Consider the following 19,325-nt stretch of genomic DNA (forward strand, 5'->3'; position numbering starts at 1 on the left):
ACCTGCACCACGTCGGCGCCGACGTGGTGCAGGTGGCGCCGGACGTGTCCGGGCTGGTGGAAACGGTGAACGTGGCCGACAACCAGGCGGTGAAGAAGGGCGACCTGCTGTTCGTCGTCGATCGCGCCCGCTACCGCATCGCGCTGGAGCAGGCCAAGGCCAGCCTGGCCGAACGCCAGGCCTCGGTGGCACAGCTGCGCCGCGAGATCGGCCGCGACCGCAGCCTGCAGGACCTGGTCGCCGCCGAGGATGCCGAAGTGCGCCGCGCCAAGCTGCAGGCCGCACAGGCGGCGCTGGCCACCGCACAGGCCGCGGTCGACCTGGCCGAGCTCAACCTGGGCCGCACCGAGGTGCGCGCGCCGGCCGATGGCCGCGTCAACGACCGCACGATGCGCGTGGGCGACTACGTGGTGGCCGGCAAGCCGGTGCTGGCGTTGCTGGATACCGGCTCGTTCCGCATTGATGGCTATTTCGAGGAAACCCGACTGCGCGGCGTGGCGCCGGGGCAGCGCGTGGACATCCGCCTGATGGGCGAATCGGCACCGCTGCACGGCCATGTCGAGAGCATTGCCGCCGGTATCGAGGACCGCTACCGCAGCAACGGCAGCACCCTGCTGCCGAACGTGACCCCGGCCTTCGACTGGGTGCGGCTGGCGCAGCGCATCCCGGTGCGCATCGCCATCGACGAAGTGCCCAAGGGCGTTGAGTTGATTGCCGGCCGTACCGCCACGGTGACCGTGGACACCGGCCGCCATCCGCACAACGACAAGGCCGGCACTTCGCCGACACAGGCGGGCCTGTGAACGCCGCCCTGCCCCGTCTCGGCCTGATCGTCGCACTGGCCAGCCTGGCCGCGTGCAGAACCGTCGGCCCGGACTATGCACTGCCGGAAGGTTCGGCGTTCAAGCGCCCGGAGGCCAATGCGGCCTTCATCGATACGCAGAACCCGCAGGTGGCTGCCAACCAGGCGCTGCCCGACCGCTGGTGGTCGCTGTACAACGACCCGGTGCTGGACGGGCTGATCACCCAGGCACTGCGTGACAACGTGGAACTGAAGGCCGCCGATGCGCACCTGCGCCGCGCCGCCGCCGTGTACGAACAGGCGCTGGACGCGGGCGGATTCGAGTACGAGGCCGAGGCCGGCGTCAGCCGCGCGCAGCTGTCGGCCGAATCGTTCCTGCAGGAGCACGAGCTGCCGGTGATCAACCTGGCCGATGGCAAGTTCGCGGTCAGCTACCAGTTCGACCTGTTCGGCAAGCTCAAGCGCGGCGCCGAGGCAGCGCGTGCCGACGAGCAGTCCGTCGCTGCGGCGCGCGACCTGGCCCAGGTCAGCGTGGTCGCACAGGTGGCCGACAGCTACCTGGAAATCTGCCACGCCAACCACGAGCTGCACGTGGCCGAGCATTCGCTGCAGCTGCAGCAGCGCAGCCGCAGCGTCATCGAGCGCCTGATCGCGGCCGGCCGCGGCACGCCGCCGGAACTGGCCCGCGCCAATGCGCAGGTGGCACTGCTGGAGGCGGCACTGCCGCCGCTGCGCGCGCAGCGTTCGGCCGCGGCCTATTCGCTGGCCGCACTGCTGGGCCAGACCCCAGGCCAGTTGCCGGCCGGCGTGATCGACTGCGCGCACGCGCCCAGCCTGGCGCAGCCGCTGCCGGTCGGTGATGGCCGTGCGCTGCTGCAGCGCCGCCCGGACGTGCGCCAGGCCGAACGCAAGCTGGCCTCGGCCACCGCGCGGATTGGCGTGGCCACCGCCGAGCTGTATCCGGACATCCGTCTGGGTGCCTCGGTGGGTGCCGCCGGCCTGCTGGAAGACTTCGGCACGCCGATGACCCAGCAGTGGTCGATCGGCCCGCTGATCTCGTGGACACTGCCCTCCTCGGGCACGCATGCCCGCATCCACGCCGCCGAAGCCGGTGCCGACGCGGCCCTGGCCGAGTTGGACCACACCGTGCTGCAGGCACTGCGCGAGACCCAGACTGCGCTGGAACGCTATGCGCAGGACCTGCGCCGACTGCAGTCGCTGCGCGTGGCGCAGGAGCAGGCCGCGCTGGCCGCCGAGCAGAACCGCCGGCTGTACCAGGGCGGCCGCACACCCTACCTGTCCAGCCTGGATGCCGACCGCAGCCTGGCCACCAGCGACGCCACCCTGGCCGCCGCCGAAGCGCAGGTCTCGCGCGACCAGATCCATCTGTTCCTGGTGCTGGGTGGCGGCTGGCAGGCAACGGTTGCCCCGACGGCGCGGCCACCGCACAGGCCTCGGCGAAGTAAGCCATGAACGCGCTGACCGACCGCCAGGCGTGGCTGTTCTCGATCAAGACCTACCTGGCCGCGGTGGCCGCGCTGTACATCGCCATGGCCGGCAACCTGTCGCGCCCGTACTGGGCGATGGGCACGGTGTACATCGTCAGCCAGCCGCTGCTGGGCCCGACCCGCGCCAAGGGCGTGTACCGGATCGTCGGCACACTGGTGGCCGGGCTGGCCACGCTGCTGGCACTGCCGGCGCTGGTGGAAACCCCGCTGGTGCTGAGTGCGGCAATGTCGATCTGGCTGGCCGGTTGCCTGTTCATGGCCCTGCTCAACCGCGGCCCTCGCGGCTACGCGTTCCTGTTGGCCGGCTACACCACCGCCTTCATCGGCTTCCCGGCAGTCACCTCGCCGGAGACCATCTTCGACACCGTGGTGGCGCGCAGCGAGGAGATCATCCTCGGCACGGTGGTGGCCGTGCTGTTTGCCTCGCTGCTGTTCCCGGCGTCGGTACGCCCGATGCTGCGCGCCCGCATCGGCAACTGGATGGAGGACGCCGCGCAGTGGTGCCGGCAGATCCTTGAGCGTGGCCGCGCACACGCGCCGCGCAACCGGTTGGCCGCCGATCTGGTGCAGTTCGAGGCGCTGATCGAATTCCTGCGCCGCGATGATCCACGCCATGCAGGGTCGGCGGTGTCGATGGAGCGCCTGCGCGAGCGCATGCTGCTGCTGTTGCCGGTGTTGTCGTCAATCGCCGATCGCCTGAGTGCGCTGCGCAGCGATGGCCAGGCCCTGCCGGATGGGCTGCCGGCGCTGGTCGACGACATCCGCGATTGGCTGGATCGCCCGACCAACGCCAGCGAGTACGCCCGCCTGCGCGCGCGCATCAGTGCGCTGAAGCCGCAGGTGGACCGCGACCTGAAGCACCTGCAGCTGGCCAGCCTGCTGCTGCGCCTGGAGGAACTGGTGGACCTGTGGCAGGACTGCCGCACCCTGCAGCACGCGATCGACCACGGCACCGCGCCGTTGGATCGCGCGCACTACCGCATCCGCACCGAACGGGTGGCCGCCGACAAGCATGTCGACTACGGCATGGCGCTGTTCTCCGCGCTCAGTGCCGGCGTGGCGCTGATGAGTTACTGCGTGCTGTGGATCGCGCTGGGTTGGGAAGGCGGCGGCAACGGCGCGATGATGGCGGCGGTGACGGCCGCATTTTTTGCCGCACAGGACGATCCGGCTCCCAGCATGGTGCAGTTCCTGGTGTGGGCGATGGTCGCCTCGGTAGTGGCGGGCGTGTACCTGTTCGGCGTGTTCCCAGCCGTGCACGACTTCGGCCTGCTGGCACTGGTGCTGGCGGTGGCCTTCCTGCCACTGGGACTGCTGCTGCATCATCCGAAGAGTGCGCTGTTCGCGCTGCCGCTGACAGTCAATCTGGCCGCGCTGCTGAGCCTGCAGAACACCTACAGCGCCAACATCCAGACCTTCCTCAACTCGTCGATCGCGATGTTCATCGGCATTAGCTTTGCAGTGGTGATGACCCGCCTGTTCCGTTCGGTAGGTGCCGAGTGGACCGCGCGCCGGCTGGTGCGGCAGGGCTGGACCACGCTGGCCGAAGCCGCCGAAGGACGTGGCCAGCAGGATCGGCAGCGCTTCGCCGCACGCATGCTCGACCTGCTGGGCCTGCTCGCACCGCGCCTGGCAGCGACGCCGGAGGGCAGCGACATCGCCTCGGTGGACATGCTCAACGAGGCGCGCATCGGCCTGAACATCTTGCAGCTGCGTCGTGCACGGCTGGAACTGCCCGAGCGCAGCCGCGAAGCCGTCGAGCACATCCTGGAAGAGATCGCTGGGCACTACCGGCGGCAGATCGCGGCGCGCAAGCCGATTGCTGCAGACCAGGCGCTGCGCGAGCGGCTGGATACGTCGCTGGGCCGGGTCGGCAGCGTGGCCGCCTGCAAGGCCCGCGACGAAGCGCTGATGGGCCTGATCGGCCTGCGCTTCGCGCTGTTCCCAGAGGCCAAGGCGCTGGCGCCGGGCTTGGCGATGAGTGCAGCCGAACAGCTCTAGCGGGATACCCTGTGCGTCCACAGACCCCGTTGCCGGGGTCGGATCCTTCGCCGCGGGCGAAGGCGCTGACCCCTGCTCTGCACAGGAAGATCCAATGAGTTACGACATGATGGTGTTCGAGGCCAGCACCGCGCCACGCGAGGCGGCGGCTTTCATCGCCTGGTTCGAAAAGCAGACGCAGTGGAACGAGCGCCACGAGTATGACGACCCGGCCGTCAGCAGCCCGGCGCTGCAAGCGTGGTTTGCGGAGATGGCGCAGGAATTCCCGCCGTTGAACGGACCACTGAGCAACGACGATGACGACCGCGCCGAGGTGACCGAGTACAGCATCGGCCGGCAGGTGATCTACGGCGCGTTCGCCTACTCGGTGGCCGAGCGCGCGCACGGGCGGGTGCAGGATCTGGCCGAGAAGCACGGCGTGGGCTTCTTCGACGTGAGTGCGGATGAAGCGGCGATCGTGTTTCCGGATGGGTTGGTGCTGATCGCGTAGATCCACGCCATGCGTGGATGACCACCAGAACGATCGAAGCGCGCTTTTGTAGAGTCGAGCCACGCTCGGCTTCGTGGCCCATCAGCCGAGCATGGCCCGGCTCTACAGGCAGCGCATCACGCCCGCGTCAGAACAACGTGCCCTGCACCGTGGGCTGTTCGATGCGCGCTGGTTGTTCGGCCACATCTTCGGCACCCAACCGCCAGGCCAGGCCGCCCAAGCGGCTGGCGTGCCGCTTCAGTGCGGCCTGCAGCACGTCGGCGCTGCCGGCCACATGCAGTACCTGGCGGGCGCGGGTCAGGCCGGTGTAGACCAGTTCGCGTGACAGCACGCGGCTGTCCTGGCGTGGCAGCTGCAACCACACTTCATCGAACTCCGAGCCCTGTGCCTTGTGCACGGTCATCGCAAAGGCGCTTTCGTGCGCGGGCAGTGCTGCGGGGTGGAAGGCGCGTGGTTGGTCGACGCTGTCGCCGGGGAACCAGGCCACCATCGCGCCGCTGCCATCGCGCAGGCAGATGCCGATATCACCATTGAACAGGCGGTGCCGGTAGCTGTTCTCGGTGACCAGCAGCAAGCGGCCCTGGAAGTAGCCCGGGGTGTTGCCGGCCAGCAGCTGTTCGATGCGGCTGTTGAGCCCACGCGCACCTTGCGGGCCTTCGCGCAGCGCGGTCAGCACGCGCAGGCGACCGGCCTGCTGCAGGGCACGTACCGGATCCGCGGCCTCGGCCAGTGCACGCCAGTGGCCCAGCAGGTGCTCGCGCTGACCGCGCAATGGATCGGCTTCGCCTTCGTGGAAGTGCACGCCGGCCAGTTCACCACTGCGCAGCAGCTGCAGCGCGGTGCCGCTGTCGCCTTCACGCACGGCATGCGCCAGCGGTGCCAGGTCCAGCGCATCACTCTGCCGGTAGCCGCGTTGCAGCTGTACGCGACGGCCGGCGAAGGCGCGTGGTGCGGCCTGCGGCTGCAAGGTGGCCGGTGCCAGCAGGCCATGCAGCGCCAGCGCATCGTCGGCGCGGGTGCCGATGCCATCGCCGCTGGCGCGCAGGATCGCGCTGAGCACATCACCGGCTTCGACCGACGGCAACTGATCGGGATCGCCGAGCAGGATCAGGCGGGTGCCGCTGGCAATTGCATCGACCAGCTTGGCCATCATCGGCAGATCGATCATCGACGCTTCGTCGACCACCACCACGTCCACCGCCAGCGGATTGTCGGCGTGGTGGCGGAAGCGTGGTGAGTCGGGAATCACGCCGAGCAGTCGATGCAGGGTGGTGCCGCTGCTGGGCAGTGCCGCGCACAGTGTCGGATCCAGTCCCTGTTCCTGCAAGCGTTGCACGGCCATGCGCAGGCTCTCGGCCATCCGCTCGGCGGCGCGACCGGTGGGCGCGGCCAGCGCCACCTCGGGCAGCGGCTGGCCGGCGTGCCGGGCCTGCGCGGCCAGCAGCAGCAACAGGCGTGCGATGGTGGTGGTCTTGCCTGTGCCGGGGCCGCCGGTGACCAGCGCCAGCGGATGGCGCAGCGTCACGCCGGCTGCGCGTGCCTGGTGATCTTCGCCGCACGATGCGTGCGGGAACAGCTGCGCGAACAACGGCGCCAACGCTGCCATGTCCGGCGCCGGCAGCGGATGCCGGCCGATGCGCTGCAGACCGGTGGCCAACTGGCGCTCGTACTCGCGGTAGCGGCGCAGGTACAGCAGCCCGTTCTCCAGCACCAAGGGGGCATCCCCGGCGATGGCGTCAGCCTGCTCCGGTGTGGCCACCCAGGGCGATGCGCGCAGCTGCGCCAGCCAGGCCTGCGCGGCGGGCCACTCGGGCACGCCTTCCAGCAACCGCTGCGGTTGTGCCGGATCGAACGCGGCGTGGCCCTGCGACACCGCCAGCGAAGCCAGCGCCGCCGCCAGTGCCACATTGTCGGGCGTGTCGTCGCGCAACCGCTGCAGGCTGGTCGCCAATGCGTGGTCGAGGGTGCGCAGCAGGCCCTTCTGGTGCAGTTCCTTCAGCAGGCTCATGCGCTGGCTCCTCGGGCACGCGCGGCGAGCTGGGCCTGGGCCTGCTCGCCGCCGGCGAACAGCGCGTCGAGTGCATCCACCAGCGCGAACGGGAAACGATCCACGTGCACGCCATTGCCCTTGCCATCCAGGCCGCGGCAGAACAGGTAACGGATGCCGCCCATGTCGCGCTCGTAGTCGTAGGCGGCGCCCAGGCGGAAGCGCAGCCAGCGATGCAGGGCCACGGTGTAGATCAGCGCCTGCAGATCGTATTCGCTGTGGCGCATGGCAATGGCCAGCAGGTCCGGGCTGTAGCCGGGCAGGCGGTTGGACTTGTAGTCGAGCACGTACCACCGGCCATCACGCACGTAGGTCAGGTCGATCATGCCGGTCATCAGCCCCTCCAGGCGGCGGCGCTGGCCGAAGCCGCGGCGGCCACTGGAAACACCGTGCGCATGCAGCACCTGCAGCAGCGCCGGCACCGTGGTCGCCTCGATGGCGAAATGGAAGTCGATTTCGGCGCGGCGCTCGCCTTCACCGAGGCTGTACAGCGCACCGCCTTCGGGCAGCGGTTCGGTCAGCGTGTGGCCCACCAGCGGCACCAGCACCGCTACGCCATCGTCCAGATCGACGTCGGCATAGCCCTCATCGTGCAGCGCCTTGCGCAGCACCTCGACCTGGCCCTCGGGAGCTTCCCGGCCTGGTTGCCAGTCAGCCCATGCGGCGAAGTCGACGTTTTCCATTGCCTCGTGCAGCACGTTGCCGAAGCGGCTGCCCATGAAACGCGGGTCGAGCGGCGCGCTGTCCTCGGCCTCCGCGGCGGCTTCCGGCAGTGCCGGTTCCAGCGGCAGCTCCGGGCCGGTGGGTTCGTCGGCTGCCGGCGCCGGCAGCGCGGTGGCAGCGGCTTCGATGTCACTGCCCGCGCCGGCATCGGCGTGGGCCAGCTGGGTGAAGCTGTACACCCACCAGTCGTGCGGAACGCGCCGGGTCAGTGCACGCACCGCCGGAAGATCCCCTTCCACTTCGGCCGCCAGCTGCGGCAGCGCAGCCGGTACCTCACTGTCATCGATGCGCACATCGGCATGCGTGCGCAGCGCCTGCAGGTCACCCAGCAGCGGTGCCAGCCGCGTCCTGCCGAGCCCGGCCAGATCACCCACGGCGATCCACAGCGCGTGCTCGGCGCGGGTCAGGCCGACATACAGCAGGCGCGCATCCTCGGCACGCTGCTCGCGCTCGCGCTGCGCAGTGGCCGCTTCCCAGGCCTCGTCCTTGCCCAGCTTCCAGTGCAGCTGGCGCTGGCCGCCCACATGCACCGTGCAGTGCGAGGCGGTGTTGGGCGCACCGCCGTCGATGCCCACGAAGGGCAGGAACACCAGCGGGTACTCCAGGCCCTTGCTCTTGTGCAGGGTGATGATCTGCACGCGGCGCGCATCCGATTCCAGGCGCAGCAGCTGCTGCTCGTCATCCTGGTCGGCGCTGGCCATCTGGCCCTGCAGCCAGTCCAGCAGGCCGTGCATGCCCAGCGCCTGCGCCGAGGCTTCCTGCAGCAGTTCGCCCAGCTGCAGGTAGTTGGTCAGGCGGCGCTCGCCATCGATCAGCGCCAGCAGGCGTTCGCCCTGCGCGGCGCAGACGTCGGCGATCACCGCGAACGGGCCGCCGCGCTGCCAGCGCTCGCGCCAATGCAGAAGCTGCGCCTGGAACCCGCGTTGCAGGTCGCCCTCGTGCTCCATCGCCGCGATCGCACTGGCGCGCTGGCCGAGCAGCACCGTCGCCAGCGCCGCGCGCAGGCGGCCCTCGTCAGCCGGCTGCAGCAGCGCCAGCAGCAGTGCACGCAGATCACGCGCTTCGCTGGTGGCGAACAGGCTCTGCTTGCCCGCTGCCACGGCAGGAATGCCGACCACGGCCAGCGCGCGCTGCACCAGTGTGGCCTCGCGATGCGAACGCACCAGCACCGCGATGTCGCCCGGCTGTACCGGGCGCCCACGCAGCACCGCATTGCCGGCGCGCGCCGCGACCAGGATCTGGTGGATCGCCGCCACACAGGCCTGGGCGGCTGCTTCGCGCGAGGCATCGGCACTCATCGCCTTGTCACCGCCACTGCGCAGCACGCGCAGAGTGAGTGCCGGGGCGGCATGGCCGTCGCGCTGGTAGTCCGCATCGCTGCGCACGCCACCGGGCCGCACCGGCTCGAACTGGATGCCACGCTCGAGGAAGGCGTCTTCGCCACCGTTGTCGTACAGCGCCTGCAGCGCGCGCAGCACGGCCGGTCGCGAGCGGAAGTTCTGGTCAAGCACCGGCGCCTGTTGCGCCGCCCGCTTGGCCTTCAGGTAAGTGTGGATATCACCGCCGCGGAAACCGTAGATCGCCTGCTTGGGATCGCCGATCAGGAACAGCGCCGGTGCCAGGCCGAGCTCGCGCACTTCCGGTGAATCGCCGAACACGGTGTGGAAAATGCCCCACTGACGGTCGTCGGTATCCTGGAACTCATCGACCAACGCGATGCGGTACTGCGCGCGCAGCTGCTTGACCAATGCCAGCCGCTGCGGGCCTTCCAGGGCCAGTGCCACGCCATCGATCAGATCGTCGTAGGTCTGCACCCGGCGGGTGCGCTTCAGCGCCTGCAGGCGCTGTCTGGCTTCAGCGCGAAGCACGTGCAGGAAGTTCAACGCGGTGGCACGGAGCCAGGCATCGCGTTCGGCCAGAAGCGCGACATAGCGGGCCAACGGCGCCTGCAATGGCGACGATGGCGTGCGCTCGGCGAATTTCTTGTTGGTCTTGGCTGCCAGCGCCTCCGGCAGCAGTGCCGGCAGGCGCTCGCTGGTCAGCAGCTCGCGCGGGTCGGCGCGTTCGGCCCAGCCCAGCAGTTGCCGGCCCAGCGGGTGCAGCCAGCCCAGCTTGTACGACACGCCGTTGATCCATTTGTTGTCGACCGCATCGCAGAGGTCGATGAAGAACTGCTCGCCATGCTCGCGCACGCTTGCGGACAGCTCTTCGGCAACACTCTGCAGGGCGGCCTGCGGATCGGGCAGCGCCACCGCCTGTGGCAACGGGTGCAGCGGCGGCGCGGCCAGCAACGCGCGCAGATCGGCGACCAGTGCGTCCGGGGTGGACCACAGCCAGGTCAGCGGTTCCAGCGTGGCCGGGTCATTGGCATATACCCGCCACAGGTCTGCCGCGAGCGCTTCCAGCAACTCACGGTCGCTGGCCAGCAGCTCCGGCGGATCAAAGGTGTGGCCGCTCTCCAGCGCATGCTCGCGCAGCACGCGGGTGCAGAAGCCATGGATGGTGAAGACGGACGCAAGGTCGATCTCATCGGCGGCGACCTGCAGGCGGCGCTTCAGTGCAGCGGCGCGCTCGGTACCTCCCTGCAGATGGCGCTGCAGCACCTCGCGGGTCAGCCGCACGTCCGGTGCTTCGCCTTCGACCGGTTCCAGATCGACCAGTCGCGCCGCCAGCGCCAGGCGCTCGCGGATGCGCTTGCGCAGTTCCTGGGTAGCCGCATCGGTGAAGGTCACCGCCAGGATCTGTCCGATGCGCAGGCCCTGCTCTACCACCAGGCGGGTAAACAGCGTAGCCAGGGTGAAGGTCTTGCCGGTACCGGCGCTGGCTTCGATCAGGCGGATGCCATCCAGCGGCAGGGCCAGATAGGGATCGACCGCCATGCACTGGGCTCGCTCATCGATGAAGGCGGGGCTCATGCGCTGCCCTCCTGGCGCGTTTCGGCGCCGAGGGTGCGGCCTTCGCGCACCGCGCTGAAGACCACCTGGCTGTTGCGCAGCAGCTCGGCATAACTGGCATCGGAGGCGAACGGGTCGGCACCCCGCAGCAGCAGCTGCCAGGCGTCGCTGCTGGATTCACCCCAGCTGCGGTCGCTGCCGTGCCACTGCTTCCAGCCCTCGCTGCGCTGTTTTTCTGCCGGCGCGTTGTACAGCACCCAGCCGGTATACGGGGCAAAGCGCAGCGGCTCACGCAGGCCGCGCTGGCGCAACTGCAGCAGCGCGCGCAGCGCCGCGCGTGCAGCAGGCGCGCTCAGTGCCGGCAGTACATGCGGGCCGGGACCGGCGTCGCCGCCATCGTGGAACTGCACAAGGGGCAGTGCGTCGCCGGCGGCGTTGGCCAGCAGCCAGTCCAGGCCCTGGCGGATCACTGCATTGCCATTGAGCGTGCCGGCGCGCAGCCGCACCAGGCCTTCGGGATGCCGATCGGCCACGCGGCCGTGCAGGCGCACGCCATCGATGTCCACTTCGTAGCGACGGCTTTCCAGCGGCTCGCCCTGCATCCAGCCCAGCAACGCACTGGCATACGGACGGGTCTTCAACTGCTCCACCTCGAACTGGCGCTGGCCCAATGGACCGGACGGCAGCAGGCCACGCGCGCGCAGCCGCGGGTACAACGGTTCGGTATCGCCACTGAGCGTGGCGCGCACCACCGCCGCCTGCACGCTGCGCTTTTCCGGGCCGCGCGATGACAGCACCAGCGGTTCCAGGTCATCAACTTCCCCGGCATCGTCGGCCAGGCGCAGGCCCATCGACTGTGCGAGGAACTGCCCGGCCGGGTCGCACAGGAAGCGGCGCAGGGTGTCGAGCGCGAGCTCGTCTTCCACCGCATCGTCGAGCGGCGGCGGCAGCGGGGCATCGAACCACGGCTGCAGGCCCCCACGCTGGCCGGTGAGGCGGCCGGCAGCGGGATGCCATTGCCGCCGATAGCTGAAGCGGCGTGGATCGCCATCTCCGAACGCCGCCGGTGAGAACGGCTGCAGTGCATGGCGAACGGTAAAGTCGCGGACCGCCGCAGGCGGATCGAGGTGATACGCGGCGGCGGCATCGATCAGTTCACTGACCAGCACCGACGGCTCACGTACGCTGCCATCGCGTGGATCGGCGCCGAGGTAGCTGAGGTAGAACACCTCCTGCGCGGCGGCGAACAGCTGCAGGAACAGGAAGCGGTCGTCTTCGCGGGTGGAGCGATCGCCCGGGCGGCGGCGTGGCGTGTCCAGCTCGGCGGTGAGCTGGTTGAGGCCCGCGGCCGGGTCACGACGCGGGAAATCGCCATCATTGAGACCGAGCACGCAGATCACCCGGAACGGCAGCAGGCGCATCGGCACCATGCGGCCGAAACTGATGCCACCGGTCAGCAGCGGCGCGCGCGTATCGGCCTCACCCAGTACACCGGCGAAGTGCGAACGCACCACCTCAGGCGGCACGCCGTCTTCGAACCCGGCCTTGGCAGCATCGTCGGCGAACTGATTCAGCAGCTTGCGCAGGCGCTCGAGGGCACGCTGGCTGTTGGGCGAGCTGGGCGCGGTCGGCAGCAGCGCGTCCAGCAGCGACAGCAGCCGTTGCCGCCACTGCGCCGGGGTCAGCAGCTCGCCGAGGCGACGCTGGTAGACCGCCAGCACGCGCAGCAGCCGCAGCAGCCGGTCCAGTGCTTCCAGCGCGCCGCCTTCAAGCTCGATCCACGGCGCCACGCCGGCCAGGTCCGCCTCGCTGCCGGTGGCGTGACCGAGCACCAGGCGGTCCAGTGCGAACTGCCAGGTGTAGGCGTCGTCGGCCGGCGCCTGGTGCTGGTTGCGGTGCTTCGCATCCAGGCCCCAGCGTGCGCCGGCCTGCTGCAGCCAGCCATGCAGGCGATCGAAGTCCACCGCCTCCAGCCCGGCCGCTTCGGCCAGCGGCGCGCTGGCGAGCAGGTCCAGCACCTCGTTCAGGCCGAAACGCGAGACCGGCAGGCCCAGCAGGTGCACGAACACATCGGCCAGCGGCTCTCCTGCCAGTGGGCTGCTGTCGGCCAGCGCGTAGGGAATGTGCTCCTCCTCGCCGCCGCGGCCGCCGAACACCGCCTCCAGGTACGGCACATAGGGATCGATGTCCGGCGCCAGCACCGCGATCTCGCGCGCCTGCAGCGGCGGGTCGAAGCGAGGGTCCTGCAACAGGCTTCTCAGCTGGTCGTGCAGCACCTGCAGCTCGCGCAGCCGGGTGTGGCAGGCATGCACCTGCAGGCTGGGGTCGTCGCTGCGCAGCCCATCGCGCAGCTCGCCCGAGGGCAGTGCGCGGCGGTGGAACAGATCGCGCTGCAGGCGATGCAGCAGGCTGTCGGACAGGCCGCCTTCGTCCAGGGTCGGCCGGGTGTCTTCCTCCGGATCCGAATACGCGGCAATCTCGCCGGCCGGGTGCACCACCTCGTAGCTGCCCAGCACCGCCATGAAGTCGCGGCCGGCCGCACCCCAGGCTTCCAGCAGGCGGTTCTCACCAGCCGCTTCACCGAAGGGATCGGGTGCGCCGCTGCGCAGGCGCTCGGCCAGCGTCTGCAGGTCACCCCAGTACGACTGCACCGGAGTGGGCATATAGAAGTGCAGCTCGCCCACCCGCGCCTGGGTGGCCATCACCCGCAGCACGTCGGGCGAGATGTTGAGCGTCGCGAACGCGGACATGCGCGGTGGCAGGGCCTGTGGCAGCGGCTGGCCGGCGCCCTCGAAGCGATCCAGGTACGCCTGGATGCGGCGCGCGCGGTAGTCGCGGCCATGGGCGATGGTGCGCCAGAGGATCGCCTGCGGGTCGGCCGGGTCGGCGCCGGCCTCCCAGCGCAGCAACCAGTCGCGGCGCCAGGCCTGGTACTTCTCGAACACCGACGCCAGTTCACCGGCCAGTGCCCACGGCTTCAGGGCATCGCCGCCGGCAAGATAGGACTGCAGCGCGCGCATCGGTGGCTGCGCCAGCAGCGCCGGGTCGCGCAGTGCCTGGTACAGCTTCCAGTGCAGGCCCGCCGCGTCCAGGTCGTCGCGTTCGCCCGGCACATTGGCATTGAGTGCACGGGCAACGAACTCGCCCGGGGTCAGGAACTCGAGGTTGGCGGCCACGCCATATTCGGCAGCGAGTGTCGCTTGCAGCCAACGCCGCATCGCCACCTGCGGGATCAGCACCACCTCCGGCGCGAGCAACGGCTGGCCCGGAACCGGCACACGCACGTTGCGCGCCAGCAGCGCAGCCAGCACGTCCAGGGAGTTGGAATGGTAGAGGCGGAAATCGCTGCCCGGGTCACTCATCATGCACAGTGTGCAGCACGGCAGGCAGTATTCAATGGCCCGCCCATCGCCGGTACGGATTGTTCCGCGCTGCCAGCCGATTGTCCCGGCCTGGCAAGGGTCTTGCCGTGCCACAATACTGGACCGTCCAGTCTGCTTATGTTCAGCCGACGGGCCCGATCCTTCGATGTCTAAAAAGCGTTAATGGTGCCCATGTCGGCTTCCACCTCCAGTCTGGTGCAGTTATCCAACGTCCGCATCGACCGGAGCGGGCGCACGATCCTGCGCGACGTGTCGCTGCAGGTGCCCAAGGGCAGCATCACGGCCGTGCTGGGCCCGTCCGGCAGTGGCAAGTCGACCCTGCTGGCGGCACTGACCGGCGAACTGCGTCCGGTCGCCGGCGAGGTCACCCTGTTCGGCAAGCCGGTCCCGCATGACAGCGGCGCGCTGCTGGAAATGCGCAAGAGCGTGGGTGTTCTGCTGCAGGGCAACGGGCTGCTGACCGATCTGACCGTCGCCGAAAACGTCGCGCTGCCGCTGCGCACGCATACCCGCCTGCCGTCCGCCGTGCTGCGCCGGCTTGTGCAAATGAAGCTGCATGCCGTGGGCCTGCTGGCCGCTGCCGATGCCTGGCCGCGCGAACTGTCCGGCGGCATGGCGCGCCGCGTCGCGCTGGCCCGCGCGCTGGCACTGGATCCGCCACTGATGATCTACGACGAGCCGCTGACCGGGCTGGACCCGATCGCCTCCGGCGTGATCATGAGCCTGATCCAGCGCCTCAACCACAGCCTGGGCCTGACCAGCATCATTGTCAGCCACCACGTGCACGAGACCCTGCCGATCTGCGACCAGGTGATCGCCATCGCCAATGGCGGCATCGTGTTCCAGGGCACGCCCGAGGCGCTGCAGTCCAGCCAGGACCCGTTGCTGCGGCAGTTCCTGCACGGCCAGCCCGATGGCCCCATTCCGTTCGATGCCGCGCCGCGCGCGAGGGTCGCCTGATGCCGTTCGTCCAAGCCACCCGTTCGCTGGGTCGCGCCGGCCTGTTCTCGCTGACCGTGCTGCGTGGTTCGCTGCCGACCCGTGATTTCCTGGCCGAGCTGACCCGCGAGATCTACAAGATCGGCGCACGCTCGCTGCCGATCATCGCCGTCGGTGGTGCCTTCGTCGGCCTGGTGCTGACCCTGCAGGGCTACCGCACGCTGACCACCTTCGGTGCGGCCGACGCGCTGTCGACCCTGCTCGGCCTGTCGCTGTACCGGGAACTGGCGCCGGTGCTGACCGCGCTGCTGTTCATCGGCCGCGCCGGCAGCTCGATCGCCGCCGAACTGGGCCTGATGCGCGCCACCGACCAGATCAAGGCACTGGAGCTGATGGCGATCGACCCGGTGGCCAAAGCCGTCGCGCCGCGGTTCTGGGCGGCGGTGCTGACCGTGCCACTGCTGACCGGCATCTTCTGCTCGCTGGCGATCAGCGCCAGCTACTTCGAAGCGGTGCATGTGCTGGGCCTGGACAATGGCGTGTTCTGGTCGGCACTGCGCAACAGCGTCGATTTCTGGGATGACTTCGGCGTGGCGATGCTGAAGTCGGCGATCTTCGGCGGCACCGCAGCGCTGGTCGCCGCCTATGTTGGTTTCCACGCCGAGCCGACCATCGAGGGCACCTCGGTGGCGACCACCCGTGCGGTGGTCAATGCCTCGCTGCTGGTGCTGATGTTCAACTTCGTGCTGTCGGCAATGTTGTTCACCTAACCCCTCCACCGGCGGTGCGCAGGCGCGCGCGGCCACCACGACTCGATCAGGTAATCCACATGGCCATCCGCGGTCCCAGACTCGAATTCTCCGTCGGCGCATTCCTGCTGCTGGCCCTGGCCTCGCTGATGGTGCTGGCCGTGGCCTCGACCAACCAGCGCTGGAGCTGGGGCAGCCAGGGCTACGAGCTGAAGGCGCGCTTCTCCCAGGTCGGCCAGCTGCGCAAGCAGGCGCCGGTGAAGATCGGCGGCGTCACCGTCGGCCAGGTCGCCTCGATCGACCTGGATCCGGTGAAGTTCGAATCCATCGTGACCCTGCGCATGGACAGCAAGGTCAAGGACCTGCCGGCGGACACCTCGGCGGGCATCTTCACCAGTGGTTTGCTCGGCGAGAGCTATATCGGTCTGCAGCCGGGCGGCGACCCGGACGTGCTGAAGGCCGGTGACGAGATCGTCTTCACCCAGCCGGCGGTGGACCTGATCCAGCTGGTCGGCAAGTACATGTTCAGTGGCGGCGCCGGTGGCGGCGCTGCTCAGAAGCCCAACGATGGCGCGCAGGCGCCTGCAACGGAACCGCAACCATGAAAATGAAACTGATCCCCGCCCTGCTCGCCTCGGCGCTGCTGATGGCCACCCCGTTCCTTGCCCAGGCCCAGGCGGCCGCCCCCGCCGCTGCCGCAGCGCAGGGCCAGGCCGGCAAGGTGGTGATCGATGCCAGCACGCGCATCCTCACCACGCTGCAGCAGCGCCGCAGCGAGTTCAGCAGCAACCCGGCCAGCCTGCGCAGCTACATCGACAGCGAACTGAACCGCACCTTTGACCGCGACTATGCGGCACGCCTGGTGCTGGGCACGCACGCCCGCGGCGCCTCGGATGCCGACATCAAGCTGTTCGCCGATGCCATGGCCGACAGCCTGATGCAGCGCTACGGTTCGACCCTGCTCAACATCCAGGGCAAGCCGAGCTTCCGTCTGAAGGGTGAGAGCCCGCTGCCGGGCAACCGCGGCGTGCGAGTGACCACCGAACTGGTGCGCGCCGGCAGCGAACCGACCCCGGTCGAGTACTGGATGCGCAACGTCAACGGCCAGTGGAAGATCTTCGACGTCAACATCGAAGGCATCTCCTACGTGCAGACCTTCCGCAACCAGTTCGATACTCCGCTGCGCCAGAAGGGCATCAAGCAGGTGGCCAGCGAGCTGCACAGCGGCAGCATGCAGGCCGGGCCGGCGGGCAATGGCAAGTAACGCACTGGCGCTGCTGGAAGGCGACACCCTGCGCCTGCGCGGGGTGCTCGACCGTGCCGCGGTGATTGCACTGTGGCCGCAACTGCAGGCCCTGCCAGCCAAGCTGGCGCGGCTGGAGCTGGGCGAGGTCGAGCGCGTGGACAGCGCCGGCCTGGCCCTGCTGGCCGAACTGGCCTCCCGGGCACGCAAGGCGGGCCATGCGCTGGCCATTTCCGGCGCGCCGGCCGGCTTCAACGAGCTGAGCGCGGCCTACCGGCTGTCGCCCGACCTGGACTTCAACGCTACTTCTGCTGCGAGCTGACATGAACGTCGTACGCACTTTCCCCCTGATCCTCCTGGCCACCGCCCTGACCGCCTGTGCCGGCAAGCCCGCGCGCAGCGATGCACCGGTCGCCAGCACCGTGGTCGCGCCCGGCCCTGCTGCCGAAGCGCCGGCCGCAACGGCCGATACCGGCGTGGTCGGTACTGCTCCGGTCGCTGCCGTGGCCAACCCGGCGACGCCTGCCGCTGCGGCGCCGACAGCTGCGCCGCAGGGCGCAGAGGCCAGCCCACCGACGACCGCAGCATCCTCCGCCGCCAGCGACGATGATTTCGACGCCCTGTACGGTGGTACCGGCGACACCGGCAGTGCGGCCGCCTATGACCCGTGGGAACCGTTCAACCGCAAGGTGCACAAGTTCAACAACGCGGTCGACCGTGGCATCGCCCGCCCGCTGGCCACGGCCTACACCCACGTGGTGCCACGCTTCGCGCGTACCGGCGTCAGCAACTTCTTCAGCAATCTGCGCGCACCGGTGACCATCACCAACCAGCTGCTGCAGGGCCGCGGTGCCGATGCGTGGGACAGCCTCGGCCGCTTCCTGATGAACAGCACGCTGGGCATCGGTGGCCTGTTCGATCCGGCCAGCAAGGCGATGGTGCCGCGTCGCAATGAAGATTTCGGCCAGACCCTGGGTGCCTGGGGCTGGCGTCGTTCGCGCTACGTGGAACTGCCGTTCTTCGGCCCGCGTACCGTGCGCGATGTGTTCGGCCTGGCCGGTGACATCCCGTTGTCGCCGATCCGCCGCATCGAGGAAGACAAGGTCCGCATCGGCCTGCAGGGCCTGCAGCTGGTCGACACCCGCGCACAGCTGCTGGCGATCGATGATCTGCGCGACACCGCCGTGGACGAGTACTCGCTGGTGCGCGATGCGTGGATGCAGCGCCGCAACTACCAGATCGAGAACGACCTGCGCAGCAAGCGCGACCGCGGCCATGACGATGCCAATTCGCCGATCCCCGTGGATGCGATGCCGATGCCGAACTGGAGCAACTGATCGCTGCAACCCGTGCATGAAAAAACCCCGCCTCGGCGGGGTTTTCTTTTCCGGCAGGTGCCAACCCGGATTGGCACGCTTTGCTCAGGCCACCAGCGCGGCCTCGATGGCGTCGCGCAGGCGCACGTCATCGGCCGCCACGTCCGGGGCAAAGCGTGCAATCACCTTGCCATCACGGCCGACCAGGAACTTCTCGAAGTTCCACAGCACCGCCGGTGCCGGATGGATCGGGATCTCCTTGCTGGCCAGGCGCTCGCGCAGCGGGCCTTCGCCGATCGACTGCGGCTGGGCGGCGGTCAGCTGCTGGTACAGCGGGTGGGTGTCATCACCGGCGACACTGATCTTGGAGAACATCGGGAAACTGACGTCGTAGGTGAGCTGGCAGAACTGCTGGATCTCCGCCTCGCTGCCCGGCTCCTGGCCAAGGAAGTTGTTGGCGGGGAAGCCCAGCACTTCCAGGCCCTGCGCATGCTTTTCCGCATACAGCGCCTGCAGGCCTTCGTACTGCGGGGTCAGGCCGCACTTGGAGGCGACGTTGACCAGCAGCAGCACCTTGCCCTGGTAGTCGGCAAGCGAGGACGGCTGGCCGTCGATGGTGGTGAGGGGAATGTCCTGGATCGGGGTGCTCACGCGGGGCTCCGGCTACGGCGGGAATGGCCCACCAGCATAGCGCCGCGCGCGCTGTTGTAGAGCCGAAACCATGCTCGGCTGATGGCATGGCAGCCGAGCATGGGCTCGGCTCTACAGGACATCCTCAATCCACGCAGATCGTACCCTGCGCCTTGCCGTCCTCGATACGCTGGCGGCAACCGAAGTTCTGGCTGGCATCACGCTGGCAGGTACCGGACGCCGCATCACCGGCCACTGCCTCGCCTGCGGCCAGGCACTGGCCCGTGCAGTCGCTTTTGCGGCTGCAGGCCTTGCCGGCGTCGGCATAGGGAATCACGCATTGCTCGCGCTGCAGCCGGCCGAGCCGCTGCAGGGTGCCACCGGCGGCCTGGCAGTCGACGTCGCGTGCTTCGCGGTAGGCCTCGACCGCTTCGGGGGTGCTGGAGGCGGCCTGCGTGGTCGTGCCCACGGTCGTTGGCGCGCTGCCGCAGGCGGCGAGCAGCGCGGTCAGGACAAGGCTGGTGAAGCGGGGCAGGCGCATGGCGGTACCTGGTCGAAGCGGACAGGCCGCCAGCATACCCATCGGCGATGCAGGCGGCG

General features: G+C 69.2%; 15 protein-coding genes. 10 read left to right on the forward strand and 5 right to left on the reverse strand.

Annotation, left to right across the window (positions count from 1 at the left end):
* From A7X97_RS06300 to A7X97_RS06315, 4 genes are all read left to right on the forward strand, one after another.
* On the forward strand, nucleotides 1-803 hold an 803-nt coding region (locus tag A7X97_RS06300; protein WP_111007700.1), incomplete at its 5' end, for an efflux RND transporter periplasmic adaptor subunit.
* A complete protein-coding gene (locus A7X97_RS06305) occupies nucleotides 800-2,275 on the forward strand; it encodes an efflux transporter outer membrane subunit (RefSeq protein WP_088496521.1) in 1,476 nt (491 codons plus the stop codon). The genes A7X97_RS06300 and A7X97_RS06305, both read left to right, overlap by 4 nt.
* Nucleotides 2,272-4,311: an FUSC family protein gene (locus tag A7X97_RS06310; protein ID WP_088496520.1), complete on the forward strand. Its 2,040-nt coding sequence runs from the start codon at nucleotides 2,272-2,274 to the stop codon at nucleotides 4,309-4,311. The genes A7X97_RS06305 and A7X97_RS06310 overlap by 4 nt, the downstream gene beginning before the upstream one ends.
* A 94-nt stretch (nucleotides 4,312-4,405) precedes the next feature.
* Nucleotides 4,406-4,801 carry a hypothetical protein gene (locus A7X97_RS06315; protein WP_072168754.1) on the forward strand — a complete coding sequence of 132 codons (396 nt, stop codon included), beginning with the start codon at nucleotides 4,406-4,408 and terminating at the stop codon, nucleotides 4,799-4,801.
* A 127-nt stretch (nucleotides 4,802-4,928) separates the two neighbouring features.
* Here A7X97_RS06315 and recD read toward each other — a convergent pair whose 3' ends face one another.
* The 3 genes from recD to recC are packed head-to-tail and all read right to left on the reverse strand — an operon-like array spanning nucleotide 4,929 to nucleotide 13,830.
* On the reverse strand, nucleotides 4,929-6,809 hold the full coding sequence (recD, locus tag A7X97_RS06320; protein ID WP_088496519.1) for an exodeoxyribonuclease V subunit alpha: 1,881 nt from the start codon (nucleotides 6,807-6,809) through the stop codon (nucleotides 4,929-4,931).
* Nucleotides 6,806-10,486, reverse strand: coding sequence for an exodeoxyribonuclease V subunit beta (recB, locus tag A7X97_RS06325; protein WP_088496518.1), 3,681 nt, complete (start codon nucleotides 10,484-10,486; stop codon nucleotides 6,806-6,808). Before recB ends, recD begins: the two co-directional genes overlap by 4 nt.
* On the reverse strand, nucleotides 10,483-13,830 hold the full coding sequence (recC, locus tag A7X97_RS06330; protein ID WP_088496517.1) for an exodeoxyribonuclease V subunit gamma: 3,348 nt from the start codon (nucleotides 13,828-13,830) through the stop codon (nucleotides 10,483-10,485). The genes recB and recC overlap by 4 nt, the downstream gene beginning before the upstream one ends.
* A 189-nt stretch (nucleotides 13,831-14,019) precedes the next feature.
* Between recC and A7X97_RS06335 the strand changes: the two genes are divergently transcribed.
* The 6 genes from A7X97_RS06335 to A7X97_RS06360 are packed head-to-tail and all read left to right on the forward strand — an operon-like array spanning nucleotide 14,020 to nucleotide 18,116.
* Complete coding sequence (locus A7X97_RS06335) at nucleotides 14,020-14,808, forward strand: ABC transporter ATP-binding protein (protein WP_111007701.1); 789 nt, start codon at nucleotides 14,020-14,022, stop codon at nucleotides 14,806-14,808.
* Nucleotides 14,808-15,557, forward strand: a complete 750-nt coding sequence (locus A7X97_RS06340; protein ID WP_005414955.1) for an MlaE family lipid ABC transporter permease subunit — start codon at nucleotides 14,808-14,810, stop codon at nucleotides 15,555-15,557. The genes A7X97_RS06335 and A7X97_RS06340 overlap by 1 nt, the downstream gene beginning before the upstream one ends.
* 59 nt (nucleotides 15,558-15,616) lie before the next feature.
* Nucleotides 15,617-16,141 carry an outer membrane lipid asymmetry maintenance protein MlaD gene (mlaD, locus tag A7X97_RS06345; RefSeq protein WP_005411706.1) on the forward strand — a complete coding sequence of 175 codons (525 nt, stop codon included), beginning with the start codon at nucleotides 15,617-15,619 and terminating at the stop codon, nucleotides 16,139-16,141.
* Nucleotides 16,138-16,800 (forward strand): MlaC/ttg2D family ABC transporter substrate-binding protein, encoded by a 663-nt coding sequence (locus A7X97_RS06350; protein WP_088496515.1) that lies wholly within the window; start codon nucleotides 16,138-16,140, stop codon nucleotides 16,798-16,800. The genes mlaD and A7X97_RS06350 overlap by 4 nt, the downstream gene beginning before the upstream one ends.
* Nucleotides 16,790-17,101: an STAS domain-containing protein gene (locus A7X97_RS06355; RefSeq protein WP_049417176.1), complete on the forward strand. Its 312-nt coding sequence runs from the start codon at nucleotides 16,790-16,792 to the stop codon at nucleotides 17,099-17,101. Before A7X97_RS06350 ends, A7X97_RS06355 begins: the two co-directional genes overlap by 11 nt.
* Before the next feature lies 1 nt (nucleotide 17,102).
* Complete coding sequence (locus A7X97_RS06360; RefSeq protein WP_088496514.1) at nucleotides 17,103-18,116, forward strand: MlaA family lipoprotein; 1,014 nt, start codon at nucleotides 17,103-17,105, stop codon at nucleotides 18,114-18,116.
* Nucleotides 18,117-18,200: 84 nt separating this feature from the next.
* On the opposite strand, the gene A7X97_RS06365 is transcribed toward A7X97_RS06360, so the two are convergent.
* Together A7X97_RS06365 and A7X97_RS06370 are read right to left on the reverse strand one after the other, a co-directional pair.
* A complete protein-coding gene (locus A7X97_RS06365) occupies nucleotides 18,201-18,746 on the reverse strand; it encodes a glutathione peroxidase (protein WP_072168758.1) in 546 nt (181 codons plus the stop codon).
* A 124-nt stretch (nucleotides 18,747-18,870) separates the two neighbouring features.
* The gene (locus tag A7X97_RS06370) at nucleotides 18,871-19,266 is read right to left on the reverse strand and encodes a hypothetical protein (protein WP_088496513.1); all 396 of its coding nucleotides are present in this window, start codon (nucleotides 19,264-19,266) and stop codon (nucleotides 18,871-18,873) included.
* Nucleotides 19,267-19,325: the final 59 nt, after the last annotated feature.

This window comes from Stenotrophomonas sepilia (assembly GCF_003244875.1).
Taxonomy (GTDB): domain Bacteria; phylum Pseudomonadota; class Gammaproteobacteria; order Xanthomonadales; family Xanthomonadaceae; genus Stenotrophomonas; species Stenotrophomonas sepilia.

Excerpts from the sequence above, each read along its gene's own strand:
- A7X97_RS06310 (WP_088496520.1), top strand. The coding sequence starts at position 2,272 with ATGAACGCGCTGACCGACCGCCAGGCGTGGCTGTTCTCGATCAAGACC.
- A7X97_RS06315 (WP_072168754.1), top strand. The coding sequence starts at position 4,406 with ATGAGTTACGACATGATGGTGTTCGAGGCCAGCACCGCGCCACGCGAG.
- recD (WP_088496519.1), bottom strand. The coding sequence starts at position 6,809 with ATGAGCCTGCTGAAGGAACTGCACCAGAAGGGCCTGCTGCGCACCCTC.
- recB (WP_088496518.1), bottom strand. The coding sequence starts at position 10,486 with ATGAGCCCCGCCTTCATCGATGAGCGAGCCCAGTGCATGGCGGTCGAT.
- recC (WP_088496517.1), bottom strand. The coding sequence starts at position 13,830 with ATGATGAGTGACCCGGGCAGCGATTTCCGCCTCTACCATTCCAACTCC.
- A7X97_RS06335 (WP_111007701.1), top strand. The coding sequence starts at position 14,020 with ATGTCGGCTTCCACCTCCAGTCTGGTGCAGTTATCCAACGTCCGCATC.
- A7X97_RS06340 (WP_005414955.1), top strand. The coding sequence starts at position 14,808 with ATGCCGTTCGTCCAAGCCACCCGTTCGCTGGGTCGCGCCGGCCTGTTC.
- mlaD (WP_005411706.1), top strand. The coding sequence starts at position 15,617 with ATGGCCATCCGCGGTCCCAGACTCGAATTCTCCGTCGGCGCATTCCTG.
- A7X97_RS06350 (WP_088496515.1), top strand. The coding sequence starts at position 16,138 with ATGAAAATGAAACTGATCCCCGCCCTGCTCGCCTCGGCGCTGCTGATG.
- A7X97_RS06355 (WP_049417176.1), top strand. The coding sequence starts at position 16,790 with ATGGCAAGTAACGCACTGGCGCTGCTGGAAGGCGACACCCTGCGCCTG.
- A7X97_RS06360 (WP_088496514.1), top strand. The coding sequence starts at position 17,103 with ATGAACGTCGTACGCACTTTCCCCCTGATCCTCCTGGCCACCGCCCTG.
- A7X97_RS06370 (WP_088496513.1), bottom strand. The coding sequence starts at position 19,266 with ATGCGCCTGCCCCGCTTCACCAGCCTTGTCCTGACCGCGCTGCTCGCC.